Below are 25,661 nucleotides of genomic sequence, written 5' to 3' on the forward strand. Positions count from 1 at the left end.
TAGGCGGTCGTTTGGGCGTGTGGGGTTTATGCGAGTGCGTATCCGCCGAAGGCGCGACAAAAAGTTTTGGAGGGTCCAGGGAACCTTTTCAAAAGGTCCCCTGGTCTCCCCGAAGGGGCCGCCGGAGGCGCTCTCAGGACAATGGTCCGACCCAGAAGAGGGGTTTTGGAATCAACGAATGCCCGCTTCGTTCAGCGTCTTTACGTAGCTCTTGTCGATTTTCTTGATGTGGTTCTGCAGCCAGTCGCGGAGGAAGGTCATCAGCTCGCGGGTGACGGTCGCTTCGCCGCTCTTGAACTTCGCCTCGAAGTCCAGGACCGTCTGGACCAGCTCCTTGTGAATCTTCTCGTGCGACTCGGCCCCCTTGTAGCCTACCTGGCGGAAGTATTCCTCTTCGGTGCCGAAGTGGGTCACGGTGTAGTTCTTCAACTGTTCCAGCAGCTCGCCGAGGTAGTCCCGGCCCCTCCCTTCCTGCATGGCGTGGTACAGGTTGTTGACCATGTCCACCAGGGTGTGGTGCTGGCTGTCTATCTTCTCGATACCCAGGACAAAGGAGTCGTCCCAGATGACCAGGTCCTTCCGGTCACCGGAGGCTTTGAAGGCGGGTTTCGCCGGAGCGGGGGCGGCCGCCGGTGCGGTCGGGAGCTTGGGCGCGGCTGCGGGTTGCAGCCTGGGCGGGGGACGGCGGACCACCGAGGCGCGCGTCGGTGCGGGGGCAGGGGGCGTGGAAGCCGGGGCCCGGCGCGGGGCGTGCTCCCGGCTGGCCTGGAAAGAGCCGATGGCCTTCTGTATCCGCGAGGCCTGGGCCGAGAGCTCTTCTGCGGTGGAGGCCAGCGCTGAGGAGGTCATGGTGTTCCGCTGCGCCGCGCCGTCCATCTGGCGAATGGCCCGGGCAACGAGGTCCGCGCCGCTGCGCTGTTCGTCGCTGGAGGCCGATATTTCCTCGAGTTGCGCCGCCGTGGCCGCGATGTCCGGGACCATCTTGTCCAGGATTTCGCCCGCGCTGATGGCGATCGCCTGGCTCTCCCGGGAGACCTCGCCGATCTCGGCGGCGGCCTGTCCGGCTTTTTCGGCCAGCTTGCGCACCTCGGCCGCGACCACGGCGAACCCCTTGCCGTGTTCGCCCGCCCGGGCCGCCTCGATGGCCGCGTTCAGGGCCAGCAGATTGGTCTGCCGGGCGATTTCCTCTATGATGGTGATCTTCTCGGCGATGACGTGCATGGCCTCCATGGCGCGGGCCACGGATTTACCGCTTTCGGTGGCCTCGGCGGCGGCCTTGGAGGCCACGGTCGAGGTCCGTTTGGCGTTGTCCGCATTGTGCCGGATGTTGGCGGTCATCTCCTCCACCGAGGCCATGGCTTCCTTTATGTCGGCCGCCTGGGCCGACGAGCCGCAGTTCATGTCCTCGGCCGAGTCGGACAGCGCTTCGCCGCCCGCGGCCACGTCGGCCGCCGAGGCCCGGATGTCGCCGACCAGGGTGCGCAGCCGGCCGCCCATGGCGTTCAGGCCCAAGCCGAGTTCCTCGAACTCGTCCTTGCCCATGGGTATGTGTTCCACGTCGAGGTTGCCCCGGTTGAACTGCTTGAGGACGTCGGCCACGCGCAGGGCCGCGCTCCTGAACCGGTTGCCCAGCCACAGTCCGGCCAGGGCGGACAGGATCAGTCCGGCGATGCCCACGGACCAAGCCCACAGCTTCAGCGAGGCGATGCTTTCGGTCACTCCGGCGTTCGCGCCGTCTCCGGCCGCGTCCAGGAGCGCGCCGGCCTTCCAATGGATGGCGGCGATGAAGCCGACGGCGCAGGCCAGGGCCACGCCGCCGCCGAGAGCGGCTACCTTGTACTTGACTCGCATGCATCCCTCCCGAAATCCGAATTTGCCGAAATCGTACCTGACGGCCGTGGCCGGAGAAATGATAATTCTCCTCGGCACGGGTAATCGGCGGCGCTGCGGGCGACGCTGCGGTCTGTCGTGGAAAACGGTAGGGCGAAACAGGGCGCTCGCCGGTGGCCGGTCGGGTCAGTTGGTATGGGCGGCCAGGGCGCGGATGCGGGCCAGGACCGGGGGATGGCTGTATTCGAGCCAGACCGTGAACGGGTGCGGGGTCGGGTTGGCCAGGTTGGTGGCCGACAATTTTTTCAGGGCCGAGATCATGTCCGTGGGGCGGCCCGTGGTCCGGGCGGCAAAGGCGTCGGCCTCGAACTCGTGTTTGCGGGAGACGGCGTTGACCATCAGGGACAGGGCCAGGGAGAGGGGGGTGTAGAGCAGGACGAAGAAGACCAGCCCCGCGTACAGGGACATGTGCTCCATGCCGAAGGCCGCGAACAGCCCCGGGGAATTCAGGAACAGGGACATGAGATAGAAGACCGCGCCGGTCTTGAGGATGCCCATGGCCAGCCGCTTCTTGATGTGCCCGAGCTTGGCGTGGCCCACCTCGTGGGCCAGCACGGCCACGATCTCGTCGGCGTCCATTTCCTCTATGAGCGTGTCGAACAGGGCGATGCGCCTTCGTTTGCCCAGTCCGGTGAAAAAGGCGTTGCCCTTGGTGGACCGTTTGGACCCGTCCATGACGAAGATGCCGGACAGCTCGAATCCGGCCTTGTCCGCGAAGCGCTCCAGCTTGTCGCGCAGTTCGCCCTCGCCGAGGGGCGTGAATTTGTTGAACAGCGGCAGTATCCAGGTGGGGGCCACGTAGGTCAGGCCAAGTGACAGGAGCACCGCGAATCCCCAGCACAGCAGCCAGGCGTACTGTCCGGTCCCGCGCAGGAAGAGCAGCAGGCCCGCCACCAGAACGCTGCCGATGATCGCGGCCAGGACCAGCCCCTTGATCCGGTCCAGGACAAAGGTGCCGGGCGTGGTGGTGTTGAAGCCGAACCGTTTCTCCAGCCCGAAGGTGTGGTAGATCTCGAACGGCAGGCCGAGGACCCCGCTGATCAGGGCCAGCCCGCCGATGTAGCCCAGTCCGGTGAGCAGCGGCCCGAAACCGGCCGCGCGGACCACGATGTCCAGGAGGTTGAATCCGCCCGCCAGGATGGCCAGGGTCAGCACCAGGGTGTTGAAGGTTTCGGACACCGCGGACAGTTTCATGGAAGCCAGGGTGTAGGCCTGGGACTTGGCGTAGGTCTGTTCGTCGAAGACGTCGGCCAGCTCCTTGGGCGGGGCGGGCAGCATGGCCTTGGCCGACAACCGGTCGGACAGCACGCCCAGGAACCAGGTCGCGAGCAGGGAAGCGATGATGATGGCGAGATAGATGTTCAAGAGGCACTCCAAGGGGTAATGAGACGGACCGCAATGCGCGGTTACGCTATACGGTTTCGTTCGGGCGCGTCAACCGGGGAGGCGGCCATATGGCCTAGTTGTCCGGAAATGCGGAACAATCGGGTCGGAGCTTGCCAATTTTCCGGGCCTGTATTAATTTGCCGTTGTCTTTTAGTGTTTTTTTCGAGACAAAGGACGCCATGTCAACAAGTCCCATGACCGCCAAGGAAATCCGCGAAGACATCGCGCGAGCCCGCGCCTATGCCAAGAAAAGCGATTACCTGCGGACCCTCAAGTACCTGGCCAACGCCATCCGGGGGATGGTCACCAGCCAGGTCTTCGGAGCGGAGAAGTTCCAGATTCAGGCCCACCTCGACGAGGCTCTGCGCGACCTGAACAAGATGAAGATGATCCGCAAGCTTTTTCCTGACGGGCTCAACTACCGGAAGGGAAAGGAAAAGGCGTTCTACCAGACCCTCATGCGGCTGCACAAGAAGCTGGGCGAGGCCATGGAAAAGGCGCGGGTGGCCAAGCTGCGCAAGCGCCTGGGCGTGCTGGACGACAACCTCATCAAGGCGGCCCAGCTGATCCACGCGGGGCAGCCCCTCGAGGCCCGTAAGCTGTACAGCAAGATCGCCGAATACTTCCAGGACATCGAGGGCATCCACTCGGACATCGGCAACCGCATGGCCTCCTTCGGCCTGTTCGCCGAGGCCGTGCCCTACCTGAACAAGGCCCTGGAGATCCAGAACAACGACGCGCGCGCCCACAACGCGCTGATCCTCTGCTATGAGGGCATGCACGAGCCGGACAAGGCCATGGCCGCCATCAAGGACGCCATGCGCTGGCTCGGCCCCAGCGAGAACCTCTATCTCCGCGTGGCCAAGCTGCACCTGCAAAAACGCGAGTGGGGCGAGGTCTTCAACAACGCCAAGGCCGCCTACGACCGCAACCCGCTGAACACCGAGGCGGCCAAGCTCATGAAGCAGGCGGAGCCCAAGATATTCACCTCGGGCAAGGCCGGGGGCAAAAAGTCCCACGACCTCAATTTCTAGGCGGGCCTAGGCGTCCTCTTCCCCGCCGATGGTCATGGTGTACGGCTTGTCCGGCGACTGGTCGAACAGGTAAGAAAACCGGGCCACCGCAGCATCCGGGTCCTCTTCGTAGGCCTCGGCAAAGGCGGTGTGCTCCTCCATGGCCTTTTGGAGAGAGGCTTGGGCGCTGATCTGTCTGAAGTCGTTGCCCAGTGACGCATCCCCGGCCAGGGCCTCTTCTATCTCGTCCTTGTATGGATGGTCCCCCTGGACCCGGATCGCGCCCGCTTCATCCACGAACAGCTCGACGGGCGGGTCGGTGGGGATGTCGTTTTCCAGGAGCAGGGCCGTGACCCGGCTGCCGACCTTTTCGGTCTTGTCCGCCAGTTCCTCGGGAGTGAGCATGGGAATTCCCCGGGCGATCAGCTTGATGTCGCCCCCGGCCGGCTCGGCCGGTTCCGAGGAAATCGTCCTGCTCAGTTGCAGCGCCTCCTCGGAGAAGGACACCGTGTCGCCTCCGGCCTCCCGGTCGGGCCGCTTCGAGGCCGCCTGCGATCGCTCGGCGGGGGGCTGGAGCGGCTGCACGCCGTACCCCTGCGCCACTGGATTGATCATCCTCTCCTCCTTGTCCGGCAGTTTTTTCCGGTGGCCGAATCCGTGCAAAGGGCATGCCCGGAACCGGGCGGCGGAGGAGGGCGGACAGGGCCGGGAGTGTGCATCGGGCAAGCTCCGGCCCCGCCCGGTTTGTGGAGGACTAGCGGGAAAAGCGGAACTCGTCGCGCGTCACCCGGATGATCGCGCCCTTGCCCGTGGCCGCGAGCAGGTTGCCGTCCCGGTCGATGTCCAGCCCGGACACCGGATTGCCGCAACGGAATATCCGGCTGACCGCGCCGTCCGGCGTGACCGCAAAGATGTCCCCGGACGCCGTGCCCACGAACAGCGTGCGCAGCCGGTCCACGGCCAGAGCCGTGGGGGAGTCCACCCGGGCGTAGACCATGGGCTCGCCGCCCGGCGGCACGCACAGGATTTTTCCGGCCGCGCGGTCCGCGGTGTAGGCATAGCCCCGGACGTCCAGGACCAGCCCGGCGGTCCCGGCCAGGCCGGTGCCGACGACCCTCGGCCCCCCTTGGGCCCGGCCCGGGCCACCCGTTGCGCCCAGGAGCGTGGCGGTTATCATAACACCTAGAAAATACAATCGAATACGCGAACAACCCTGCATGTCGTGCCTCCTTTGTGTTGGAGGACACGGTAGAAATGCGGTATTAATATGTCCAATACATATTTACACGAAGATCAATATGCATTAGCTCTGAATAATGGAACTCAGACAGATCACCTATTTCATTGCCGTGGCCGAGGAGCTGCATTTCGGGCGGGCGGCCGAGCGGTGCCACATCGCCCAGCCGCCGTTATCGCAGCAGATCAAGCGCCTTGAGGAGGAACTCGGGGTGACGCTTTTGGAGCGGACCAGCCGGAGGGTCGTCCTGACTCCGGAGGGCAAGGAGTTCCTCAAACGTTGCAAGGACGTGCGCGACCGCCTGAACGAGGCCGTGATCTGCATCCAGGACATGGCCAAGGGGCTGGAAGGCCAGCTTCGGGTCGGCTTCATCGGCCCGGCGTCCCTGTCCAAGCTGCCCCGGGCCATCCGCGCCTTCCGCGAGCGTAACCCGCGCATCCGCCTGGATTTTTCGGCCCAGTCCACATCCGAGCAATTGCCGCTGCTGCGCGGCGACCGGCTGGACATCGCCTTTGTCCGGTTGTTCGGCCACGACACCTCGGGCCTGAACTCGCTGCTCTTCCTTCGCGAACCCTATGTGCTGGCCATCCCCGAGGATCACCGGTTCGCTGACCGCGAGACCCTGGACATCGCCGACCTCGAGGGCGAGCCGCTCATCTTCAACCAGCGCATCGCCCAGCCCGCGCTCTACCGTTCGCTTATCGGCTCGTTCCACAAGGCCGGGTTCATGCCCAACATCGTCCAGGAAGTGAACACCGAACAGTCCACCGTGGCCCTGGTCGCCACCGGCCTGGGCTGCGCCCTGGTCCCGGCCTCCAGCGCCTCCAGCTACCGGTCCGGCGTCGCCTTCCGGCCCCTGACCGGCGACCTGCCCCAATGGGAAATCACCGCCCTCTGGAAAAAGAAGAACCAGTCCGTCATCCTCCAGAAGTTCCTCGACGTCGCCCGCGAATTCCGCGAGGTGCAATGATAAAGGCATGCCTCCGGCGGCCGGGGGAAGGGGAGAGGGAAACCCTTTGAGAAAAGGGTTTCCCTCTCCCCTTCCCCCGGACCCCCATCCCCTCTCCCTTCCTAAACTTTTTGTGCCGCTTCGCGGGGTGCGGGGGCGGAAGTACGGAGTTTTTGTGGGGTGGTTCAATTGTGGGGAGGGGAGGGGATATGATAGGGGATTTGCTCAGTTAAAGGATATGGATTCGGTAAACCGCAACAATGAGGCAGTATCATGGGATTTCTTGACGGCTTGATAGGCAACGCGACCGAGGTTTCGCTGGAGGACGTGCAGGAGGAGCTGGCCCCGATCCTGGGCGACAACGAGCGCATAGAGCGGGCCTTCAAGGTCATCCGCGACATGTACATCTTCACCACCGGCCGTCTGCTGCTCATCGACAAGCAGGGCGTGACCGGCAAAAAGGTCGATTACCTCTCCCTCCCCTACGGTTCCATCAAGGCCTTCTCCGTGGAGACCGCCGGACACTTCGACCTCGACTCCGAACTCACCCTCCACGTCTCCGGCCTGCACGAACCCATCACGAAGGAACTCAAAAAGGGCAGTGATGTAGTGGGGATTCAGAAGCTGCTGGCGAACAAGGTTCTGTAGTAATAGGGAGTAATTGGCTATGGGGACTGGCTATTTGTGATTTAGTTAAATTGTACCCAGATGGGGGGCGAATGAGAGCCAATTATGACTGATCTACTTCTTGTTTGCCTTCTTGAAGCCATTCGTTAAGTCTGGCAATAAGCTCGGCATATTGAGCTTCATATTTGGGGTTAGTTACTGCTGCTTTTGGCCTTAATAGTAGTCCAAATTCCCTAATTAGTAATTTGTTGTTTTGTGTATTTGTCCACATGAGTTTTACGACTTTCGGTAAGAGTTTCTTACCGACAATATCGCGTTGCTCCTCATTCACACAGTGTCTGAAAGAACCAAGAACAATATCAGACACAGATGCAAATGATGATGCATTATCACATGTAAGTCCATATGACAGTATCCTATCTAAGTATAGATAGTTGTTATTTCGAAGACTTAGCCCTTTAGAGTTCCATTCCGTAAAGTAATTAAAAATATTGGGGTCTGACAATCTGTCTAAGTATACGATTCCATGGCTATCTTTATTTCGTAGGAATTTATTATAGTTACCTATAATCGAATTCATTCCCCATCGAATTCGTGTGTGTATTTCTTGTGCTTGCGCGATTTCATGCAAAACAACATAGGCACAAAACTTGACATCATTATCTAGTGCAGATTGAAGAACTTCTTCTTTTGCCTTCGCAAAGTCTTCTTTACAAAGCTCATTAGGGCAATCTTTTGCAGAAAATTTTAATGAATCCGTAGTGTTGAAACCGTAATTTCGCCTTATACTGCGAATTGCAGCGTCCAATCGATTAGCCCTCCTTGAAGGAATATAAACACCTCCATAAAGGAAAAAACGAGCATTTTTAGTGTATTCTGGATCTGCCTCATCGCCAAACATTAAGTACATAGTCTCCTCCTTGGGAAATGAGTTTGTGTGTTTGATAGCCTGTATTTGATGATATATCTAGCGATAAAAGGCTGGCAGCTTAACACTTAGGGAGCAATGTTATTGCGTTGAGAGGCTATGATAAGAGAGCAGGCAAATGAGGCTTCTAGAAAGTAGACCTGAGTTCGTTGGACCGAGGCTGGCTGGTTGTTAAAGAGAAAGTATTGGGAGGCGTTGTGCCTTCCAACCTGCCGATCTAGTGAGACTCGTCGGCCTCATAGCGGAGGATGTCGCCGGGTTGGCAGTCGAGGGTCCGGCAGATGGCGTCCAGGGTGGTGAAGCGGATGGCCTTGGCCTTGCCGGTTTTGAGGATGGACAGGTTTTGCGGGGTGATGCCCACGGCGGCGGCCAGTTCCTTGGAGCTGGTCTTTTTTTTGGCCAGCATGACGTCGAGGTCGATGATGATGCCCATGACGCGCCCCTAGACCGTCAGTTCGTCGGTTTCGCGCAGTTTGCGGCCCTCGTCCATGATCCAGCTGACCAGGATGATGATCCCGGCGATGAGCAGGTCGCGGATGTCGCCCGATTCCAGCGAGATGGAGATCAGCCGCTCGCCCGGCGGGTTGCGCATGGTCAGGACCAGGGTCAGCAGGGCCTCGTGGATCGGCATGAGGGCCACGCCCGCGAGCATGGTCCAGCCGGTCCGGCGGATGTATTTGACCGTGTTGCCGGTGAAGATTTCGCCCGCCGAAAACAGCCCGAACAGGCGGGCCAGCCACCACAGGCAGAGCATGGTCGCCCCCAGCGGGATCAGGCTGACCGCAAGCCCCAGCCAGCGCTGGCTCCAGGCCAGGGGGAATGCGGGTGCGTGCGCCGCGTCCAGGCTGACGTTGTCCCTGACCAGCCCGATGACCGTCGCCGACCCGCCGTCCTTGAACATGATGTCTCCGCCCGTAAGCCACAGGGTGGCCACGATCACCGGACTCAGGACGAACGCCGCCGCGAATATGACCCGGAACACCCGGGCGAACCGTTGTATGCGCTGTTCCATGGTAAACTCCTTTTGTTTGGAGATTCCCTTTTGCGATGATTTATTATTGTTTGTCAATAATTATTTCCTGGGAAACGGGCCGAGTGTGTCGGCGACTTCCCAGAGCGGCCAGGGGGATGCCTTGGGTCTCCAAGGCAACAAAAAAAACGGCCCCGGTCCGTGTGGACCGAGGCCGGTTTGATATTGGCTTGGTTAGAAGCGCGGGGAGGCTTAGTACATGCCGCCCATGCCGCCCATTCCACCCATGCCGCCCATGCCGCCGGGCATGGCCGGGGCGCCGCTGTCCTTCTCGGGCTTGTCGGCGATGGCGCATTCGGTGGTCAGCAGCAGACCGGCCACGGAGGCGGCGTTCTGTAGGGCGGTGCGGGTGACCTTCTTCGGGTCGATGACACCGGCCTTGATCAGGTCCTCGTAATTGTCGGTCGCGGCGTTGTAGCCGAAGCCGCCCTTGCCTTCCTTGATCTTCTCCACGACGATGGAGCCTTCCAGGCCGGCGTTGGCAGCGATCTGGCGCAGGGGCTCCTCCACGGCGCGGGCGATGATGTTGATACCCGCCTGCTCGTCGTCGTCGGCGGCCTTGACCTTGGCGCAGGCCTTGCCGGAGCGGGCCAGAACCACGCCGCCGCCGGGCACGATGCCTTCCTCGACAGCCGCGCGGGTGGCGTTCAGGGCGTCTTCCACGCGGGCCTTCTTCTCCTTCATCTCGGTCTCGGTGGCGGCACCGACATTGATGACGGCCACGCCGCCCACGATCTTGGCCAGACGCTCCTGGAGCTTCTCGCGGTCGTAGTCGGAGGTGGAGTCGGCGATCTCGGCGCGGATCTGCTGGATGCGGCCCTTGATCTCGGCGGGCTTGCCCGCGCCGTCGACGATGACGGTGTTTTCCTTGTCCACGACGATGCGCTTGCAGGAACCGAGGTCGTTGACGGTCAGGTTCTCGATCTTGATGCCGAGGTCTTCGGAAACGACCTGGCCGCCGGTCAGGGTGGCGATGTCCTTGAGCATGGCCTTGCGGCGCTCGCCGAAGCCGGGGGCCTTGACGGCGACCACGTTCAGGGTGCCGCGCAGCTTGTTGACCACCAGGGTGGCCAGGGCCTCGCCCTCGATGTCCTCGGCGATGATGACCAGGGGCTTGGACATCTTGGCGCACTGCTCGAGCACGGGCAGCAGTTCCTTCATGTTGGAGACCTTCTTCTCGTTGATGAGAATCAGGGGCTCTTCCATCTCGCAGGTCATGCGCTCGGTGTTGGTCACGAAGTAGGGGGAGAGGTAGCCGCGGTCGAACTGCATGCCTTCGACGACGTCGAGGGTGGTTTCGAGACCCTTGGCTTCCTCAACCGTGATGACGCCTTCCTTGCCGACCTTGTTCATGGCCTCGGCAATGATGTTGCCGATGGTGGCGTCGTTGTTGGCGGAAATGGTGCCGACCTGGGCGATCTCTTTCTGGTCGCGGGTGGGCTTGGCGACCTTCTCGAGGTCTTCGACGATGGCTTCGACGGCCTTGTCGATGCCGCGCTTGATGGACATGGGGGAGCGGCCGGCGGCGACCAGCTTCACGCCTTCGGTGAAGATGGCCTGGGCCAGGACCGTGGCGGTGGTGGTGCCGTCACCGGCGACGTCGGAAGTTTTGGAGGCGACTTCCTTGACCATCTGGGCGCCCATGTTCTCGAACTTGTCTTCCAGCTCGATTTCCTTGGCGACGGACACGCCGTCCTTGGTGATGACGGGGGAGCCGAAGGACTTCTCCATCACGACGTTGCGGCCTTTGGGTCCGAGGGTGACCTTGACCGCGTTGGCCAGCTTGTCCACACCCGCTTTCAGTTTTTCGCGGGCCTTGGCATCGAAAAGAATATCTTTCGCCATGGTGTATTCTCCTTAAGAATTTGGAATGGTGTTTTGTTGGATCGTGCCGTGATGGAGCTATTCGACGATGGCGAGGATATCGTCCTCGCGCATGACCAGGTGCTCTTCGCCGTCGATGCTGATCTCGGTGCCCGCGTATTTGGCGAACAGAACGAGATCACCCGCCTTGACGGTGGGCTTCACGCGCTTTCCGGCTTCGTCCAGCTTGCCGGGGCCCGCGGCCACGACTTCACCCTTCATGGGCTTTTCCTTGGCGGAATCCGGAATGTAGATGCCACCAGCGGTTTTCTCTTCCGTTTCCAGACGCTTGACCAGGACGCGGTCGTTCAGCGGTTTCAATTTCATCCTCTTATACCTCCAAAATGGATTTTTGAATTTGTACGCCGGACGACAAGTGCCGCCCGGCTTGCTGATACATAAACACGGCATGCCGGGTGTCAACCCGGGCAATCAAAAAAAATCGGGGGCGCGCCCAGGTGGCGGAGCTGACGGCGGAAACGGCGGCGGGGAAGCCCTACCCGGCGTTATCCTTGCGGAATCGTGCAAACGGGAGGTCCATCTCCCGGATGTGCCCGTCGAACCAGTCGGCCAGGAATCCGTGGATCTTCACCGGCGGGACCGAGGTGCCGTTCATCAGTTCGGCCTCCATGCGGGTGATGTCGTCCAGAAACCGTTCGTGGGCGTCCTGCTGGTCGTCCAGCCCGGGGTAGTCGGCCTCGCCCATGAGGTTTTCCTCAAAGCTGAAGTGCTGCATGGCCGAGTCCTTGAGATCGTTCATGATGTCGAGCATCTCGTCGGTCTCGTCATCGTCGAGTTGGCGGTACATGTCCGGCGACACCGCGTCGATGCGGCCGAGCAGGGTGAAAAGGCCTTGGTGTTGGTCGTCGAGTTCGGGAATGCCCAGGGCGAGTTCGGGCGAATATCCGGCAGGGTTCGGTTTGGCTGACATGCGTTTCTCCTGTAACGCGGGTTGCTTTTTTAGGCATCATATACCGGGAATCCCGATGCCTGTCACCCCCGGCCGGGATTTTTTCAGGGAAATGGAGGCGGTTCGGGCAAGAGGCGGCGGGCGTCACACAGTCGCCGATCAGGCGTCACCGAAAATCGCCAAATCGTCATGGAGGCGGCGCGAACAACGGCGCGTCAGGGCGTACAGTCCGGCAACCATATCAGGAGGAAGGAAATGGAAGATCGCTTAGCCGGTCCGCTGTTCAATCTGGATTCGCCCTTCAACGACCCTGTCCGCCACACCCTTTTTTCCATGGTCAGGCGCCCGCTGGCCAAAGTGCTCCGACTCGACACGCTGAACTCGCTCTACTCGGCCCTGCGGGCAGGGGAGTGCGGCGGCAGTTTCGTGGACAAGGCCATGGACCTGCTCGGGGTGCGCTTCTCGGTGGACGGCCAGCCCGTCAACCGTGTGCCGCGCACCGGGCCGCTGGTCGCGGTGTGCAACCATCCCTTCGGCGTGATCGAGGGGCTGCTGCTGGTGCGCATCCTGCGCGAGGTCCGCACGGACATCAAGATCATGGCCAACTTCATGCTCGGCATGATCCCGGAGATGGACGACCTGATCATCCGGGTGGACCCCTTTGGCGGGGCCGAGTCCTCGCGCAAGAACATTTCCGGGCTCAAGGCGTCCATGCGCTGGCTCAGGGACGGAGGCATGCTGGTGGTCTTTCCGGCGGGCGAGGTGTCCAGCCTGAAGGTCAAGAAGCGCCGCGTGGGCGACCCGAGCTGGAGCCCCATGATCGGGCGGATCATCCGCAAGACCGGGGCCGCGGCCCTGCCGGTATTTTTCGACGGGCGCAACTCCGGCCTGTTCCAGACCCTCGGGCTGATCCATCCCCGGCTGCGCACCGTGCTTCTGCCCCACGAGAACCTGAAACACGCCTCGCGCGACGTCATCGGCGTGCGCCTGGGCACGGTCATCGGCCAGGACAAGCTGGCCGAGCTCGACGGCGACCAGGGGGTGGTCGACTACCTGCGCTTCCGCACCTACCTTTTGCGCCGCGAGCGCAAGCCGCGTTTCCACTTCAAGGGGCGCGAGGCCAGGCGGCGCATGGACCCCATCGCCAATTCGCGCGGCAAGCACATCCTGGCCTCGGAAGTGGCCAGCCTGCCGGACGGGAACGTCCTGCTGCGCAACGGCGAGTTCACCGTGTTCCACGCCGGGGCCGACGAGATTCCCAGGCTGCTGCGCGAGATCGGCATCCGCCGCGAGGAGACCTTCCGCCTGGTGGGCGAGGGCACGGGGCGGGCCATGGACATCGACAAATTCGACGACACCTACCGCCACCTGGTGCTCTGGAACCACAAGGAGCGCGAGGTGGCCGGGGCGTACCGCTTCGCCCTGACCGACGAGATCATGGCCGAGAAGGGACCGGACGGACTGTACACCTCCACCCTGTTCAACTATCGTCCCGGCTTCCTGGAGGGTCTCGGCCCCGCCCTGGAGCTGGGCCGTTCCTTCGTGGTCCCCAAGTACCAGCGCAGCTACCAGCCGCTGCTGATGCTCTGGAAGGGGCTGGCCGAGTTCGTGGTCCGCAACCCGCGCTACTACCGGCTCTTCGGCTGCGTCTCCATCTCCAGCGAATACTCGGTGGTCGCCCGCGAACTCATCGTCGGCTTCATGGAGCGCCATTGTTCCCTGCCCGAGCTGGCCCGCATGGCCCTGCCCAAGCGGCCGCCCAAGGTCAAGCGCCTCAAGCGGCTGGACTTCTCCCTGCCCGCCGGGGTGTTCGACGACCCGGAGGACGTGGCCGACTTCGTGCGCGACGTGGAGGACGGCCGGTCCATCCCGGTGCTGCTCAAGCAGTACCTCAAGCTGGGCGGCAAGATCATCGGCTTCAACATGGATCCGGATTTCGGCAACTGCATGGACGGGCTCATCCTGGTGGACCTGCTCAAGTCCGACCCCAAGGTATTGTCCCGGTTCATGGGCCGCGACGGGGTGGCCCGCTTTCACGCCGCCAACCGCAGTGCGGTCGCCGAACCGGCCGGGCCTGTCCGGATGGGCGACGCGGCCGCCTGATCGGCCCGAGCGGCCGGACGGCATCCGCCCGGCCGCGTCGGGCTTGGCTTTCCGGCGCGAAGAGCATATGTTGCCCCATGCGCAAGAACCTGATTCTCCCGACCCTGCTGATCGTCGCCCTGGCCCTGTTCACCGGATGCAGGCAGGCCGAAGGCTCGTCGCCCGAAAAGGACACGCCCGCGCCCGCCTCGGCCGCCGCACAGGCCGATGAGGCCCAGGCCCCGGACGAACCCCGGGTGCCGGACGGCTGTGCGCCCGAGTTCCGTGCCCTGTTCGACAACGCGGTGGTGGAGCTGCACGGCGAGGGCACCCTGGACGTGGTCGTCGTCACCGACCCGCTTTGCTGGCACTGCCGCCTGGGCGACAAGCTGTTGCGGGAATATCCCGAGCTGTACGGCCGGTTGCGCCTCTCCTTTTTCCCGCGCCGCAGCTTCATCGGCTCGGACATGGCCGCCTGGGTCCTGGAGGACGCGGCGGGCACGGACCGTCTGGAGAAGCTGGCCCGGTACGCCTACGACGGCCTGAAGCAGCCCAAGACCGAGGACCTCATGGAGGCGCGCATGCTCGTCCTGGCCCAGTTCGCCAAGGCCTTCCCGGAACTGCTCGAGGGCACGACCATGGAGGAGCTGTACGTGCGCCTGCAAAAGGATCACGAGCCCCACGTGCAGGAAAGCGCCATGCTCGCCCGGGCCGCCCATCTGCCCGGCACGCCCATCCTGGTGGCCGGCGACAAGGTGGTCCTGGGCTTCGGACCGAGCGTCTGGCTCAAGGTCCTGGGCGAAGCCAGGATGTGCAAGTAGCCGTATCCCGGCCCGGTCCGCGCAAGGCGCGGCCGTAGCGCTTTGTCCGTTTCCCGCTTGCACTTGCTTGCAGGTTTTCCGGCATTCCCATAAAAGGAGGACCGTTGGTTCATCCGAGGAATTGCCGGGACGCCATGAAATATGCCATAACCACCGAGTATTCCCACATCTTTCATCCGCCATCCCCATCCGGGAAGGCGTGATGCCATACCCCCTGTTCCACTCACGAGACAAGGAGAGAGCCCCATGGCCGCTTCACATACCCCTTTGACTTCCCTGCGCCGCATGCGGTCCCTGGCCGCCATGCTGCTCGCTTTTGCCGGCCTGGCGCTGTTCGCCCTGCCGGGCGGCGCGTTGGCCGAGGCCCCGCCCGCCGAGCCCTTTGACTACGCCGTGCTCAAGGGCAGAGCCCGCGCACTGGCCGGGCAGCCCTACGTCGACCACGAGGGTGAGATTCCCCAGGCTGTCGCGGACATGAACTGGGACCAGTACCAGGCCATCCATTTCAACAAGGACCACGCCCTGTGGCGCGACCGGGATTCGAAATTTCAGGCCACGCTGTTCCATCCGGGCCTGTACTTCAAGCGGCCCGTGGCCATCTATGAGCTCGCGGACGGCAAGGCCGCGCGGGTTGCCTACGACGCCGGGCTGTTCGACTACGGCAAGTCCGGCCTCGATCCGGAAAAGCTGCCCGGGGACATGGGCTTCGCGGGCTTCCGTCTGCAGTTTTCCCCGGACTGGGTGCGCGACGTGGTCGCCTTCCTGGGCGCGAGCTATTTCCGCGCCGTGGGCAAGGAGATGCAGTACGGCCTGTCCGCGCGCGGCTTGGCCGTGGACACGGCCCTGCCCCGGCCCGAGGAGTTCCCGGTCTTCACCGCCTTCTGGCTGGAGCGCCCCCGTCCCGGCAGCGATACGGCCACGGTCTACGCGCTGCTTGATTCGCCCAGCGTCACCGGGGCCTACCGCTTCGGCATCACGCCTGGCGACCAGCTGACCATGCGCGTGGACGCGGCCCTGTATCCGCGCAAGCCCATTGAGCGGCTGGGCATCGCTCCGCTGACCAGCATGTTCATGGCCGGGGAGAACGACCGGCGCACGGGCTACGACTGGCGGCCCGAGATCCACGACTCGGACGGCCTGGCCTTGCACACCGGCACGGGCCAGTGGATCTGGCGGCCCCTGAACAACCCGCGCTCGCTGCGCTTCAACGCCTACATGGACGACAACCCCAAGGGGTTCGGCCTGTTGCAGCGCGACCAGAACTTCGACCACTACCAGGACGACGGCGTGTACTACGACAAGCGCCCCGGCCTGTGGGTGGCCCCGCGCGGCGACTGGGGCAAGGGCGCGGTGGAGCTGGTGGAGATTCCGGCCCTGGACGAGACCTTCGACAACATCGTGGCCTTCTGGCACCCCGCCGAACCCGTGGTCCCCGGCAAGGAAATGCTCTTCAGCTACGACCTCTACTGGGGCACGGCCTCGCCTGGTCCCGTGGAGCTGGCCCGCGTGGTCGACACCTTCACCGGCCTGGGCGGCGCGGTGGGCAAGCGGCGCACGCGCTACAGCAAGCGGTTCGTGGTCGACTTCGCGGGCGGCCCGCTGGCCGGTCTTGGCAGGGACGCCCGGGTCAAGGCCTCCATCAAGACCTCGGCGGGCGAGGTCGAGCTGGCCACGGTCCTGCCGCTTGATTCGGTCAACGGCTACCGCGTCCGCTTCGATCTGGTTCCGCCCGACGAGACCGAGAACCCGATCAACCTGCGCATGATCCTGACCTCGGGCGGCAAGACCCTGACCGAAACCTGGACCTACCAGTGGAGCCCGCCGCCCGCGGATGAGCGGGAGCTGCACAACGCCGGGCATCTGCAATAGGGCACCCGAGACAGGAAAAGAAAAAGGCCTCGTTAGAGGCCTTTTTTCATTTCAATCCATTTGTCCACTCGCGGCGGATCGTACTCGGCGAACAGGTCGATGAGTTCGCCGGGGTCCGGACTGGTCAGGACCATGCGCCGGTGGTCGGGCAGCAGGAAGCCCTCGGCGACCATGCGGTCCATGTGCTCGGTCAGGCAGGTGTAGTAGCCGTTCACGTCGAGCAGGCCGCACGGCTTGGCGTGGTAGCCGATCTGGCTCCAGGTCAGGACCTCGAAGAATTCCTCCAAGGTGCCGATGCCGCCGGGCAGGGTGATGAACGCGTCCGAGAAGTCGGCCATGAGCTGCTTGCGCTCGTGCATGGAGTTGACCACGTGGGACTCGGTCAGCCCCTGGTGGGCGATCTCCTTTTCGACCAGCCGCTTGGGGATGACCCCGATGGCCTCGCCTCCCGCCGCCAGGCAGGCGTCGGCCAACCGGCCCATGAGCCCGGTGGAGGACCCGCCGTAGACCAGGCCGATCCCGCGCCCGGCCAGCTCGCGGCCGACCGATTCGGCGGCGGACACGTAGGCCGGGTTGTTGCCCGGATTGGATCCCAGGTAGACGCAGATGCGTTTCAGTTCCCGGCTCATGACACCGCCTTCATGGCCTTGCGCAGGTCTTCCACGAACTCGTCGACCATCGCCTCGGTGGTGGCCCAGGAGGTCATCCAGCGCACGGTCTGGTCGTGTTCGTTCCAGACGTAGAAATAGTACTTCTTGAGCAGGATTTCCGTGGCCTCGGGCGGGATGTGGGCGAACAGGGAGTTGCAGTCCACGGTGCCCTTGATGGTCACGCCGTCGATGGCCCCGGCCTTTTCGGCCAGCCGTTTGGCCATGGCGTTGGCGTTACGCGCGTTTTTGAGCCACAGGTCGTCCTTGAGGTAGGCCTCCAGCTGGGCCGAGACGAAACGCATCTTGGAGACCAGTTGCATGGCCTGCTTGCGCAGGTAGGGGAATCCCTGGCCGATGTCCGGATTGAGAAAGATCACGGCCTCGCCCATGAGGCAGCCGTTCTTGGTCCCGCCGAACGAGATGAAGTCCACGTCGAGCGCGGTGGTCATGTCGAAGAAGGAGCAGTCCAGGGCCGCGCAGGCGTTGGCCAGGCGCGCGCCGTCCATGTGCACCAGCAGGTCGCGGTCGTGGGCGAACTCCACCAGGTCCTCGATCTCCTTCAATGTGTACAGCTTGCCCACCTCGGTGGGCTGGGTGATGGAGATGACCTTGGGCTGGGAGGCGTGCACGAAGCCGATGTGGCCGAGGTAGGGGGCGATCATACCGGGCGTGAGCTTGCCGTCCGGGGACGGGATGGGCACCAGCTTGATGCCGCCGAAGGCCTCGGGCGCGCCGCACTCGTCGTTGTTGATGTGGGCCTGCTCGGCGCAGAGCACCGAGTTGTAGGTGTGGGTCACGGAGCGCAGGCCGAGCACGTTGGCCGCCGTGCCGGTGGTCACGTAGTGGATGCGCGCCTGGGACCCGAAGAACTCCTTGAACACCTCGTCGGTGTGGATGGACAGTTCGTCGTCGCCGTAGGACTTGAGATGGCCCGTGTTGACCCGGACCACGGCCTCCATGACGGCCGGGTGGGCTCCGGAGTTGTTGTCGCTGGCAAAGGATTTCAAATCGCTCATTTCTTATCGCTCGTTTATTGGTCCAGTCCGAGGAACTCCCGGACCGCGTGGGTTTGCATAAGGTATTCGGCCAGGGTCGCGTAGCCCTTGGCCGTGGGATGGACATTGTCGTGGGCCGCCAGGGCCTTGGCGTAGGCGTCGGATTCCAGCAGGAAGCCGGTCACCGGGACGTGGGGCACGCCGAGTCGTTCGCATACGGACTCGAACCCCAGGGAAAGCTGGACGATGCGCTCGTTTTTGTCCTGGTCGGCCACGGGCATGGGGCCGATGAACAGGGTCGGGCCCAACGCCTTGGCCCCGGCCAGGATGGCCTCGGCGTTGTCGAAGGAGGTCTTGGCGGGCACGTCGTTGGAGATGTCGGCCACGCCGAAGGAGAAGACCAGCCGGGTGTTTTGGCCCGGCAGGAAGCGGCGCGTGACCTCCTCCTTCCAGCGGTCGCGAATCTTGGTCGTGGTGTTGGCGCGCACGCCGAGGTTGTACCAGGTCAGGTCCTGCCCGTGGCGCATCATGGCGGACGCGAGCCGCCCGGGCCAGCCCAGCCCTGCCTCGTCGCCGCAGCCCAGCGTCAGGGAATCGCCGATGAAAAAGGTGATCATGGTGCCCTCCTATTCCTTGATCCGCGCGGTGGCGGACGTGATGTCGATGGCGTAGGCGGCGGTCACGGGCAGATACTTTTCGTTGTAGGGCATGGTCCGGCCCGCGTACTTGAGGGTCAGCAGGTCCAGCGCGCGCATCTTCTCGTCGCCGGTAAGCAGGCGCGGCACGCCGCAGCCCATGACCGAGCGGAAACGGTAGCCCAGCTTGCAGGCGTTCTCGTCGCTGGTCTTGAAGCGCACGTCCACGGCGGCGGAAAAGGCCAGGGGCGCGCCCGAGTCGAGGCAGGCGGCCTTGCGGCCCTTTTTGCCCGAGTGGAGGAAGAGGGTGTCGCCCTGAACCGCGAAATTCACGGGCACACAGTACGGACCTTCGTCGTCGGCCAGGGCCAGCCAGACCACCTCGGCCTTGTCCAGGATGTCGGCCACCACGCTCTTGTCTTCGGTCACGCTCTTGCGCATCGCTTCCTCCGGTCTTTATTAAAAAGGGCAAACAGTCTAGTAATCACCCATGGACCCGATGGCAACCTCCGCACGTTCCATTTCCGTGATCATTCCGGTGTTCGGCGAGTCCGCGATCATCTCGCAAACCGTCCGGCAGGTGCGCGCGTCCGCTTCGGGCCGCCCGGTGGAGATCGTGGTGGCCGACGGCGGGCCGGGCCACGCGACCCTGGCCGCCCTGGGCGAACCGGACGTGATCGGGGTGCGCTGCCCGCCCGGCCGGGGCGTGCAGATGAACGCGGGCGCGGCCGTGGCCGGGGGCGGGGTCCTGCTCTTCCTGCACGCGGACACCCGGCTGCCCAAGAACTGGCCCGCAGCCGTGGACCGCGCTCTCCATGATGTCCGTGCCGGGGCCTTTTCCCTGGCCGTCGACTCCCCCCGCACCAGCCTGGCCGTGGTCGCCCGGTTCGCCAACCTGCGTTCGCGGTTCGAGCGCGTACCCTACGGCGACCAGGCCCCGTTCCTCGACGCCGCGCTGTTTCGCGAACTGGGCGGATTCGCGCCCATCCCGATCATGGAGGACGTGGACCTGTTCCGGCGGCTCAAGCGGCGGGGCGAGCCCATCGCCATCCTCAGGGAGCGCGTCCTGACCTCCCCCCGGCGCTGGGAGCGGGACGGCGTGGTCCGGCGGACCCTGGGCAACTGGCGGCTGCGGCTGTGCTACGCCCTGGGCGCCGCGCCCGAGGACCTGGCCCGCTCCTACAGGCCGGACCGGGAGGAGTGATGCGCGACTGCCTGCTGTTCTTCGTCCGGTATCCCGAGCCGGGCCGGGTCAAGACCCGGCTTATCGGCCCGGCCTCGCCCGCACTGGTGGCCGACTTCTATGCGGCCCTGGTCGGGGACGCGCTTTTTCGACTGAGCGGTGCCATCGGCGCGGACCTGTTTGTCTGTTTTACGCCCGCCGGGCGGGAGGAGGCCGCGCGCCGCTGGCTCGGCCCGGAACAACGTCTCCTGGCCCAGCGGGGCCAAGGGTTGGGCGAGCGCATGGCCAACGCGTTCCGGGATGCCTTTGCCCTGGGCTACGACCGGGCGGTTCTGACCGGCAGCGACATTCCCGGCCTGACGCCCGGAGTCGTCCGCCGGGGGCTCGACGCGCTTACGCCCGGGCGGGCTGCCCTTGGGCCTGCCGAGGACGGCGGCTACTATCTCGCGGGCTTCCATCGCGACGGGTTCGTCCCGGCCCTGTTCGACGAGGCGGAGTGGGGCGGCTCCGGGGTGTTTGCGCGTGCCCTGGAGCGGCTGACCGGGGCGGGCATGGAAACGGCCGAGCTCGACCGGCTGGCGGACCTGGACACCGTGGACGGCCTGCGGGCCCTGCTCGATTCGCCGGATTGTCCCCTGGCCGGGCGCGCCCTGGCCCTGGGCCGGCAGGTGGCCGGGCGCCGGCCTGAGAGGGGCAACCGGTAATATTAGCAGGGGAAAAAAGGGGAGGGTGTTGCCCTTGATGGGGATATCGGTATACTCGTACCAGTAATCCCAGACAGGAGCATCCCATGACCCGACCCGAGGACAGGCCGCTGCCCGTTCATTACGTACTCAGTTCCTTTGACAAGTTCTTCCGCATGGAGGCCGCGGGCGGGATAGCGCTCATGGTCTGCACCGTCGCGGCCCTGGTCTGGGCCAACTCGCCGTGGGCCGCGTCCTACGACGGGCTGTGGCAGACCCGGCTGACCGTGGGCGTGGGCGGCTGGGTCCTGTCCAAGCCCGCGCTGCTGTGGATCAACGACGGGCTCATGGCCATCTTCTTCTTCCTGGTCGGGCTGGAGATCAAGCGCGAACTGCTGGTGGGCGGACTGTCCACCCCCAGCCAGACCATCATGCCCGTGGCCGCGGCCGTGGGCGGCATGGCCGTGCCCGCGCTGATCTTCTTTGGCCTGAACGCGGGACACGAGTCCGTGGCTGGCTGGGGCATCCCCATGGCCACGGACATCGCCTTCGCGCTCGGCATCATGTCGCTGCTGGGCAGCCGGGTGCCCGTGGGGCTCAAGATATTCCTGACCGCCGTGGCCATCGTGGACGACATCGGGGCCATCCTGGTCATCGCCGTCTTCTACACCGCCTCCCTGAACCTGGCGGCCCTGCTCGCGGGGCTGGCCGGGCTGGCGCTCATGGCCGTGCTCAACCTGCGCTGGCGCATCCGTCATTCCATCCCCTACCTGGTCCTCGGGGTGGTGGTCTGGTTCGCCTTTCTCCTGTCCGGCATTCACGCGACCATCGCGGGCGTGCTGGCGGCCATGACCATCCCGGCCGGGACGCGCATGAACTGCGCCACCTTCGTCGAGGAACTGCGCGAGGCGGCCGAGGTCTTCGAGATGGCCGTCACCCCTGGCAAGAACGTGCTGACCAACAAGGAACAGCAGATGGCCCTGCACTCCATGGAGCACGCCTACGAGGCGGCCACCACGCCGCTGCAGAACATCGAGCACGCCCTGCACCCGTGGGTCTCGTTCTGCATCATGCCGGTCTTCGCCCTGGCCAACGCGGGCGTGGCCCTGGACGCGGAGGTCTTCCGCGAACTGCTCACCCCGGTTTCGCTCGGCGTGTTCGTCGGCCTGGTCGTGGGCAAGCAGGCCGGCGTGACCGGGGCGTGCTGGCTGGTCCACCGGCTCGGCCTGGCCGCCTTCCCGGACCGGACCACGTTGGTCCACCTGTGGGGCGCGGCCTGCCTGGCGGGCGTGGGCTTCACCATGTCCATCTTCATCGGCAACCTGGCGTTCGACGAGGGCACCTCCCTGGTGGCCCTGGCCAAGATCGCCATTCTGTTCGCCTCCCTGGTCTCCGGCGGGCTCGGCTATCTCGTCCTTCGGTACATGGCCCCGGAAGCGGCGGCGGACGATCCCGAAAACATCACGCAGGCCTGAGCCGCGCGTGAAGCAACGGCAAAGCCCCCGGCGAGGATCATCGTAGGGGGCTTTTTCCTTTTTGGTGCCGCGCGGCTATCGCACGGTGTAGATGGTCGTGGTTCCGGAGACCTCGTTGCCCACGATGAGCAAGGGGGTTCCGGTGTGGCTCTCGGCGGCGGGCACGAAGTGGATGCCCTCGGGGCCGAGGTCCCCGGCCGTGCCCTTTTCCGGGTCGCCCGAGAAGTCGCGGTCCAGGCGGTAGGTCGCGAACGAGGGGGCCTTGGGGTCGGTGATGTCGAAGACCATGATCCCGCCCATGCGCTCCAGGCCCACGAAGGCGTAGGTCCGGCCGTCGATGACGCCGATCTCGGCGGACTCGGGCTCGCACCCCTTGTCGTCGGAGCGGTTGTCGAACTTGTTCTCGTCGTTGGTGGTGTTGAACCAGTCGGCGTGGTCGCGGGCCAGGATGCGCTCGAACGCGTCGCCGGAGTCGAAGACCAGGTTGCCGTTTTCGTCCCATATGGAGAAGGAGCGGCCGCCGAAACCGACGATGCGGTCGTAGTCGCCGTCGCCGTCCGTGTCGGACAGGTCCGGGATGGTCTTGAGCCGTCCCAGTCCCTTTTCATCCTGCAACCCGGCTGCGTCGGGGAACGCCTTGGGATCGAGCCTGGCCTTGGCCAGCCGCTTCTCGTCGGCATAGTCGCCGTACTCGCGGGAGTCGCCCTCGTTGGCGGTGACGAAGTAGTTGCGCCCGTCCATGGCGAAGGCGGACAGGCCGTCAGGCATGTAGGCCGAGTACACGGGCCAGTGCTTCAGGTTGACCGCCTTGTCCTTGTCGCTGGCGTCCATGACCAGGCCGGACCAGTCCTTGAGGCCCAGCGCCAGGATTTTGGTTACCTTGGCCTGGGCCAGATCGACCACGGCCACGCTGTTGTTCTCCTGCAGGGTGACGAAGGCCAGCCTGGAGTCCGGGGACACTGCGACGTACTCGGGCTCCAGGTCCTGGGCCACGGTGGAGCCGGGGTGCGAGATGCGGATTCCCTGGGCCTGGAGGTGCTCCTTGAAAGGATTGAAGGCGGTGAACGTGACGTTGTGGTTCACGGCTTTGTCCAGGCCGCCGGAGATGTCGATGACCGAGACCGAGCCTTCAGGGTCCACCGAGTAGTCCTTGTTCGGCTCGCCCTCGCAGGCGGCCAGGATGTACCTGCCGTCGGGCGAGAAGGTGACCATGTCGGGCAGGGCGCCCACGCGGAATACCGCCAAGGGCCTGCCCGTGCGGTCCACCACGACCACACGGCCGGGGGCCTGCTTGGGATCGGCCTCCACGGCCACGCTATCATGCCGTCGTGGTAGGCCACGGAGTTGGCGCCCTTGCCGTACCGGGAAAAGTCGAAGCTGGTCTTTTTGACCGGCTTGCGGATGTCCGTGACGTCGAGCACGTCGATGACGTTCTTGTGGGCGTTGACCACGTAGACCTGCTTGCCTTCGGGGTCGTAGGCCACGATCTCGGCGGCGGATTCGTTGAAGATGCCGGAGGCATAGGTCCCGGCGGGCGTGAGTTCGAGAGCGAAGGCGTTGGCGGCCATGAGCAGGACGCTCAGGGCGGCGAAGAAGAGTCGTTGCATTCCATCCTCCTGGGCTGCGCTTGGGTTGGCGATCGGTGGAGGACCATAGCACCGTCCGATGACGGGACCGTGAATCGCGGGTGACGATTACATGGAGGCGGAAGCGGCTAGAAGTCGATCAGCCCCAACGGGTCCAGTTCCGAGACCTCCACGCGGACAAAGGTGGCCACGTCGAAGAAGAGGTCCGAGGTGATTTCGGTCAGCCGCCACCGGCTGCCCGTGCCGAACGAGTTCCACAGTTCGGTCTGGATGCCCTGGCGGACCTTGAAGGACACGGTGTCCACTTCGGGGTCGGATCCCTCCAGGTGGGTCTGCATGAGCGGCACCAGGCCGCAGGTGACGTGTTGCACGTCGATCGGTTCGGATTCCTTGGTCATGGCTATTTCCCTATGCAGAACGAGTCGAAGATGGAGTTGAGCACGTCACTGGCCGCGATCTCGCCGGTGATCCCGGCGAGCACGTCGCAGGCGGTTTCCAGACGCACGCTCAAGAGGTCGTAGGGGATTCCGGCGTCGGCATCGCCGCTCAGGTCGGCCAGTTCGCGGTCGGCCTTTGCCAGCACGGCGGCCTGGCGGGCATTGGGCGCGAGTTCGTCCGGATCGGGCTGGCCCGCTTCCTTGAGGATGCGCTCGCGGATGCGCGACGCCAGATGATCCAGACCCGCGCCGGTCTTGGCCGACACGGCCACGGTCTCGAAACCCAGATCGGCGAGCGGTGCGCCGTTGCTCTCGTCAAAACCGTCGAGGTCCGCCTTGTTCAGCACGGCCAGTCCCTTGTCCGGGCCGGTGCGCCGGGCGGCGTCCAGGGTGTCCCGGTCCACGCTTGCCGTGCCGTCCATGAGCAACAGGACCAGGTCGGCCCGGTCCATGAGCTCGCGGCCCATGGTCAGCCCGGCGGCCTCCACGGCGTCGTCCGTGGCCCGGATGCCCGCAGTATCGGCCAGCCGGATGGTCAGCCCGTCCAGATTCAGGGTCTCCTCCAGGTAGTCGCGGGTGGTCCCGGGCTGGTCCGTGACGATGGCCCGGTTGCGCCCGAGCAGCGCGTTCATCAGGCTCGACTTGCCCGCGTTGACCCGGCCCGCCAGGACCGCCAGGGCTCCTTCGCGCCAGGCGCGCGTGCGGTCAACGGCCTTGAGCAGCTCGGCTATCTCGCCGCGCACGCCCTCCACCGTGTCGATCAGCTCCTCCGGGGAGAGGCATTCCAGTTCCTCGTCCGGGAAGTCCACGGCCACGGCCATCTGGGCGCGCAGTCCCTCGAGCCGGGCGCGCAGCTCCGAGATCCTGGTTCCGAGCAGGCCGGACAGCTTGACCTGGGCCAGATGCATGGCCGCCTTGGTCGGGGCGTGGATCATCTCGGCAACGGCCTCGGCCTGGGACAGGTCCATGCGCCCGTTCATGAAGGCGCGGTAGGTGAACTCGCCGCGTTCGGCCAGGCGCGCCCCGAGGTTCAGGGCCTCCTGCATGACCGCGCCGAGCACGGCCCGGCCGCCGTGGCAGTTGATCTCGATCAGCGATTCGCCGGTGTAGGAGCGGGGGCCGGGCATGTGGGCGCAGAGCACGTCGTCCAGCTCCGTGCCGTCCGCGTCGGTTATGTGCCCGTAGTGCAGACGGTAGGGCAGAAAATCGGTGAAGGCCGGGTTCGCGGGCCGGAATATCCGGCGGGCGATGTCGAGGGCGCGCGGGCCGCTGACGCGGATGATGCCCACGCCGCCGTCGCCGGGCGGGGTGGCGATGGCCGCAATGGTGTCCTGGGAGTGCCTGGGGTCGAGCATGAGGATTCCTTACAGGAGCTTGCCTGGAATGGCAAAGCCGTTTCACGCACGAAAAAG

The 25,661-nt window shown here is 64.5% G+C and carries 26 protein-coding genes; 9 read left to right on the top strand and 17 right to left on the bottom strand.

Annotated features, from left to right (window positions below; genetic code table 11):
* Positions 1–171: 171 nt before the first annotated feature.
* Both BerOc1_RS14490 and BerOc1_RS14495 read right to left on the bottom strand, forming a co-directional pair.
* Positions 172–1,851: a bacteriohemerythrin gene (locus tag BerOc1_RS14490; protein WP_071546369.1), complete on the bottom strand. Its 1,680-nt coding sequence runs from the start codon at positions 1,849–1,851 to the stop codon at positions 172–174.
* Between the two features lie 165 nt (positions 1,852–2,016).
* The gene (locus BerOc1_RS14495) at positions 2,017–3,255 is read right to left on the bottom strand and encodes a M48 family metallopeptidase (RefSeq protein ID WP_071546370.1); all 1,239 of its coding nucleotides are present in this window, start codon (positions 3,253–3,255) and stop codon (positions 2,017–2,019) included.
* Positions 3,256–3,455: 200 nt separating this feature from the next.
* On the opposite strand from BerOc1_RS14495, the gene BerOc1_RS14500 reads away from it, so the two are divergent.
* Positions 3,456–4,310, top strand: a complete 855-nt coding sequence (locus BerOc1_RS14500) for a tetratricopeptide repeat protein (protein WP_071546371.1) — start codon at positions 3,456–3,458, stop codon at positions 4,308–4,310.
* 6 nt (positions 4,311–4,316) lie between these two features.
* Here the strand turns inward: BerOc1_RS14500 and BerOc1_RS14505 are convergent, their stop codons facing one another.
* Positions 4,317–4,904, bottom strand: coding sequence for a hypothetical protein (locus BerOc1_RS14505; RefSeq protein ID WP_071546372.1), 588 nt, complete (start codon positions 4,902–4,904; stop codon positions 4,317–4,319).
* A 139-nt stretch (positions 4,905–5,043) separates the two neighbouring features.
* The gene (locus BerOc1_RS14510) at positions 5,044–5,466 is read right to left on the bottom strand and encodes a hypothetical protein (protein ID WP_071546373.1); all 423 of its coding nucleotides are present in this window, start codon (positions 5,464–5,466) and stop codon (positions 5,044–5,046) included.
* 139 nt (positions 5,467–5,605) lie between these two features.
* On the opposite strand from BerOc1_RS14510, the gene BerOc1_RS14515 reads away from it, so the two are divergent.
* Positions 5,606–6,496 carry a LysR family transcriptional regulator gene (locus tag BerOc1_RS14515; protein WP_071546374.1) on the top strand — a complete coding sequence of 297 codons (891 nt, stop codon included), beginning with the start codon at positions 5,606–5,608 and terminating at the stop codon, positions 6,494–6,496.
* 252 nt (positions 6,497–6,748) lie between these two features.
* Complete coding sequence (locus BerOc1_RS14520) at positions 6,749–7,123, top strand: PH domain-containing protein (protein ID WP_071546375.1); 375 nt, start codon at positions 6,749–6,751, stop codon at positions 7,121–7,123.
* Between the two features lie 82 nt (positions 7,124–7,205).
* Here BerOc1_RS14520 and BerOc1_RS18925 read toward each other — a convergent pair whose 3' ends face one another.
* From BerOc1_RS18925 to BerOc1_RS14550, 6 genes are all read right to left on the bottom strand, one after another.
* Entirely contained in the window at positions 7,206–8,012 is an 807-nt protein-coding gene (locus BerOc1_RS18925; RefSeq protein ID WP_071546376.1) for a DUF3800 domain-containing protein, read from the bottom strand.
* Between the two features lie 235 nt (positions 8,013–8,247).
* Positions 8,248–8,463 carry a helix-turn-helix domain-containing protein gene (locus BerOc1_RS14530; RefSeq protein ID WP_071546377.1) on the bottom strand — a complete coding sequence of 72 codons (216 nt, stop codon included), beginning with the start codon at positions 8,461–8,463 and terminating at the stop codon, positions 8,248–8,250.
* Positions 8,464–8,472: 9 nt separating this feature from the next.
* Positions 8,473–9,042: a DUF2975 domain-containing protein gene (locus BerOc1_RS14535; protein ID WP_071546378.1), complete on the bottom strand. Its 570-nt coding sequence runs from the start codon at positions 9,040–9,042 to the stop codon at positions 8,473–8,475.
* Positions 9,043–9,252: 210 nt separating this feature from the next.
* On the bottom strand, positions 9,253–10,905 hold the full coding sequence (groL, locus tag BerOc1_RS14540; protein WP_071546379.1) for a chaperonin GroEL: 1,653 nt from the start codon (positions 10,903–10,905) through the stop codon (positions 9,253–9,255).
* 57 nt (positions 10,906–10,962) lie between these two features.
* Entirely contained in the window at positions 10,963–11,250 is a 288-nt protein-coding gene (gene groES / locus BerOc1_RS14545) for a co-chaperone GroES (protein WP_071546380.1), read from the bottom strand.
* 169 nt (positions 11,251–11,419) lie between these two features.
* Positions 11,420–11,854: a bacteriohemerythrin gene (locus BerOc1_RS14550; protein WP_071546381.1), complete on the bottom strand. Its 435-nt coding sequence runs from the start codon at positions 11,852–11,854 to the stop codon at positions 11,420–11,422.
* A 234-nt stretch (positions 11,855–12,088) separates the two neighbouring features.
* Between BerOc1_RS14550 and BerOc1_RS14555 the strand changes: the two genes are divergently transcribed.
* The 3 genes from BerOc1_RS14555 to BerOc1_RS14565 all read left to right on the top strand — a co-directional run bounded on the left by BerOc1_RS14555 (position 12,089) and on the right by BerOc1_RS14565 (position 16,605).
* Complete coding sequence (locus BerOc1_RS14555) at positions 12,089–13,936, top strand: bifunctional lysophospholipid acyltransferase family protein/GNAT family N-acetyltransferase (RefSeq protein WP_071546382.1); 1,848 nt, start codon at positions 12,089–12,091, stop codon at positions 13,934–13,936.
* A 77-nt stretch (positions 13,937–14,013) separates the two neighbouring features.
* Positions 14,014–14,736 (top strand): DsbA family protein, encoded by a 723-nt coding sequence (locus BerOc1_RS14560; RefSeq protein ID WP_071546383.1) that lies wholly within the window; start codon positions 14,014–14,016, stop codon positions 14,734–14,736.
* A gap of 246 nt (positions 14,737–14,982) precedes the next feature.
* Positions 14,983–16,605, top strand: a complete 1,623-nt coding sequence (locus BerOc1_RS14565) for an OpgD/OpgG family glucan biosynthesis protein (RefSeq protein WP_071546384.1) — start codon at positions 14,983–14,985, stop codon at positions 16,603–16,605.
* A 32-nt stretch (positions 16,606–16,637) separates the two neighbouring features.
* Here BerOc1_RS14565 and BerOc1_RS14570 read toward each other — a convergent pair whose 3' ends face one another.
* Genes BerOc1_RS14570 through BerOc1_RS14585 form a run of 4 tightly spaced genes read right to left on the bottom strand, consistent with a single transcriptional unit; the run spans position 16,638 to position 19,326 of the window.
* Positions 16,638–17,234: an LOG family protein gene (locus BerOc1_RS14570; protein ID WP_071546385.1), complete on the bottom strand. Its 597-nt coding sequence runs from the start codon at positions 17,232–17,234 to the stop codon at positions 16,638–16,640.
* Positions 17,231–18,271 (bottom strand): threonine aldolase family protein, encoded by a 1,041-nt coding sequence (locus BerOc1_RS14575; RefSeq protein ID WP_071546386.1) that lies wholly within the window; start codon positions 18,269–18,271, stop codon positions 17,231–17,233. The genes BerOc1_RS14570 and BerOc1_RS14575 overlap by 4 nt, the downstream gene beginning before the upstream one ends.
* 14 nt (positions 18,272–18,285) lie before the next feature.
* Positions 18,286–18,867, bottom strand: a complete 582-nt coding sequence (locus tag BerOc1_RS14580) for a GDSL-type esterase/lipase family protein (RefSeq protein WP_071546387.1) — start codon at positions 18,865–18,867, stop codon at positions 18,286–18,288.
* 9 nt (positions 18,868–18,876) lie between these two features.
* The gene (locus BerOc1_RS14585) at positions 18,877–19,326 is read right to left on the bottom strand and encodes a pyridoxamine 5'-phosphate oxidase family protein (protein ID WP_071546388.1); all 450 of its coding nucleotides are present in this window, start codon (positions 19,324–19,326) and stop codon (positions 18,877–18,879) included.
* A 49-nt stretch (positions 19,327–19,375) separates the two neighbouring features.
* Here BerOc1_RS14585 and BerOc1_RS14590 point away from each other — a divergent pair, with 49 nt between their 5' ends.
* The 3 genes from BerOc1_RS14590 to nhaA all read left to right on the top strand — a co-directional run bounded on the left by BerOc1_RS14590 (position 19,376) and on the right by nhaA (position 22,226).
* On the top strand, positions 19,376–20,089 hold the full coding sequence (locus BerOc1_RS14590) for a TIGR04283 family arsenosugar biosynthesis glycosyltransferase (RefSeq protein ID WP_071546389.1): 714 nt from the start codon (positions 19,376–19,378) through the stop codon (positions 20,087–20,089).
* Entirely contained in the window at positions 20,089–20,772 is a 684-nt protein-coding gene (locus BerOc1_RS14595; protein ID WP_071546390.1) for a TIGR04282 family arsenosugar biosynthesis glycosyltransferase, read from the top strand. Before BerOc1_RS14590 ends, BerOc1_RS14595 begins: the two co-directional genes overlap by 1 nt.
* 86 nt (positions 20,773–20,858) lie before the next feature.
* Positions 20,859–22,226, top strand: a complete 1,368-nt coding sequence (gene nhaA / locus BerOc1_RS14600; protein ID WP_071546391.1) for a Na+/H+ antiporter NhaA — start codon at positions 20,859–20,861, stop codon at positions 22,224–22,226.
* 75 nt (positions 22,227–22,301) lie between these two features.
* Here the strand turns inward: nhaA and BerOc1_RS14605 are convergent, their stop codons facing one another.
* The 3 genes from BerOc1_RS14605 to mnmE all read right to left on the bottom strand — a co-directional run bounded on the left by BerOc1_RS14605 (position 22,302) and on the right by mnmE (position 25,604).
* Positions 22,302–23,540 (bottom strand): choice-of-anchor I family protein, encoded by a 1,239-nt coding sequence (locus tag BerOc1_RS14605; RefSeq protein WP_084641595.1) that lies wholly within the window; start codon positions 23,538–23,540, stop codon positions 22,302–22,304.
* Between the two features lie 400 nt (positions 23,541–23,940).
* Positions 23,941–24,210, bottom strand: coding sequence for a hypothetical protein (locus BerOc1_RS14610; RefSeq protein ID WP_071546392.1), 270 nt, complete (start codon positions 24,208–24,210; stop codon positions 23,941–23,943).
* A 2-nt stretch (positions 24,211–24,212) separates the two neighbouring features.
* On the bottom strand, positions 24,213–25,604 hold the full coding sequence (gene mnmE, locus BerOc1_RS14615) for a tRNA uridine-5-carboxymethylaminomethyl(34) synthesis GTPase MnmE (protein WP_071546393.1): 1,392 nt from the start codon (positions 25,602–25,604) through the stop codon (positions 24,213–24,215).
* Positions 25,605–25,661 lie beyond the last annotated feature (57 nt).

Origin of the sequence: Pseudodesulfovibrio hydrargyri, assembly GCF_001874525.1 — a bacterium.
Lineage (GTDB): Bacteria > Desulfobacterota > Desulfovibrionia > Desulfovibrionales > Desulfovibrionaceae > Pseudodesulfovibrio > Pseudodesulfovibrio hydrargyri.

Coding starts and splice junctions, on each gene's coding strand:
- BerOc1_RS14490 (WP_071546369.1), bottom strand. CDS start 1,851: ATGCGAGTCAAGTACAAGGTAGCCGCTCTCGGCGGCGGCGTGGCCCTG.
- BerOc1_RS14500 (WP_071546371.1), top strand. CDS start 3,456: ATGTCAACAAGTCCCATGACCGCCAAGGAAATCCGCGAAGACATCGCG.
- BerOc1_RS14505 (WP_071546372.1), bottom strand. CDS start 4,904: ATGATCAATCCAGTGGCGCAGGGGTACGGCGTGCAGCCGCTCCAGCCC.
- BerOc1_RS14510 (WP_071546373.1), bottom strand. CDS start 5,466: ATGATAACCGCCACGCTCCTGGGCGCAACGGGTGGCCCGGGCCGGGCC.
- BerOc1_RS14515 (WP_071546374.1), top strand. CDS start 5,606: ATGGAACTCAGACAGATCACCTATTTCATTGCCGTGGCCGAGGAGCTG.
- BerOc1_RS14520 (WP_071546375.1), top strand. CDS start 6,749: ATGGGATTTCTTGACGGCTTGATAGGCAACGCGACCGAGGTTTCGCTG.
- BerOc1_RS18925 (WP_071546376.1), bottom strand. CDS start 8,012: ATGTACTTAATGTTTGGCGATGAGGCAGATCCAGAATACACTAAAAAT.
- BerOc1_RS14530 (WP_071546377.1), bottom strand. CDS start 8,463: ATGGGCATCATCATCGACCTCGACGTCATGCTGGCCAAAAAAAAGACC.
- BerOc1_RS14535 (WP_071546378.1), bottom strand. CDS start 9,042: ATGGAACAGCGCATACAACGGTTCGCCCGGGTGTTCCGGGTCATATTC.
- groL (WP_071546379.1), bottom strand. CDS start 10,905: ATGGCGAAAGATATTCTTTTCGATGCCAAGGCCCGCGAAAAACTGAAA.
- groES (WP_071546380.1), bottom strand. CDS start 11,250: ATGAAATTGAAACCGCTGAACGACCGCGTCCTGGTCAAGCGTCTGGAA.
- BerOc1_RS14550 (WP_071546381.1), bottom strand. CDS start 11,854: ATGTCAGCCAAACCGAACCCTGCCGGATATTCGCCCGAACTCGCCCTG.
- BerOc1_RS14555 (WP_071546382.1), top strand. CDS start 12,089: ATGGAAGATCGCTTAGCCGGTCCGCTGTTCAATCTGGATTCGCCCTTC.
- BerOc1_RS14560 (WP_071546383.1), top strand. CDS start 14,014: ATGCGCAAGAACCTGATTCTCCCGACCCTGCTGATCGTCGCCCTGGCC.
- BerOc1_RS14565 (WP_071546384.1), top strand. CDS start 14,983: ATGGCCGCTTCACATACCCCTTTGACTTCCCTGCGCCGCATGCGGTCC.
- BerOc1_RS14570 (WP_071546385.1), bottom strand. CDS start 17,234: ATGAGCCGGGAACTGAAACGCATCTGCGTCTACCTGGGATCCAATCCG.
- BerOc1_RS14575 (WP_071546386.1), bottom strand. CDS start 18,271: ATGAGCGATTTGAAATCCTTTGCCAGCGACAACAACTCCGGAGCCCAC.
- BerOc1_RS14580 (WP_071546387.1), bottom strand. CDS start 18,867: ATGATCACCTTTTTCATCGGCGATTCCCTGACGCTGGGCTGCGGCGAC.
- BerOc1_RS14585 (WP_071546388.1), bottom strand. CDS start 19,326: ATGCGCAAGAGCGTGACCGAAGACAAGAGCGTGGTGGCCGACATCCTG.
- BerOc1_RS14590 (WP_071546389.1), top strand. CDS start 19,376: ATGGACCCGATGGCAACCTCCGCACGTTCCATTTCCGTGATCATTCCG.
- BerOc1_RS14595 (WP_071546390.1), top strand. CDS start 20,089: ATGCGCGACTGCCTGCTGTTCTTCGTCCGGTATCCCGAGCCGGGCCGG.
- nhaA (WP_071546391.1), top strand. CDS start 20,859: ATGACCCGACCCGAGGACAGGCCGCTGCCCGTTCATTACGTACTCAGT.
- BerOc1_RS14610 (WP_071546392.1), bottom strand. CDS start 24,210: ATGACCAAGGAATCCGAACCGATCGACGTGCAACACGTCACCTGCGGC.
- mnmE (WP_071546393.1), bottom strand. CDS start 25,604: ATGCTCGACCCCAGGCACTCCCAGGACACCATTGCGGCCATCGCCACC.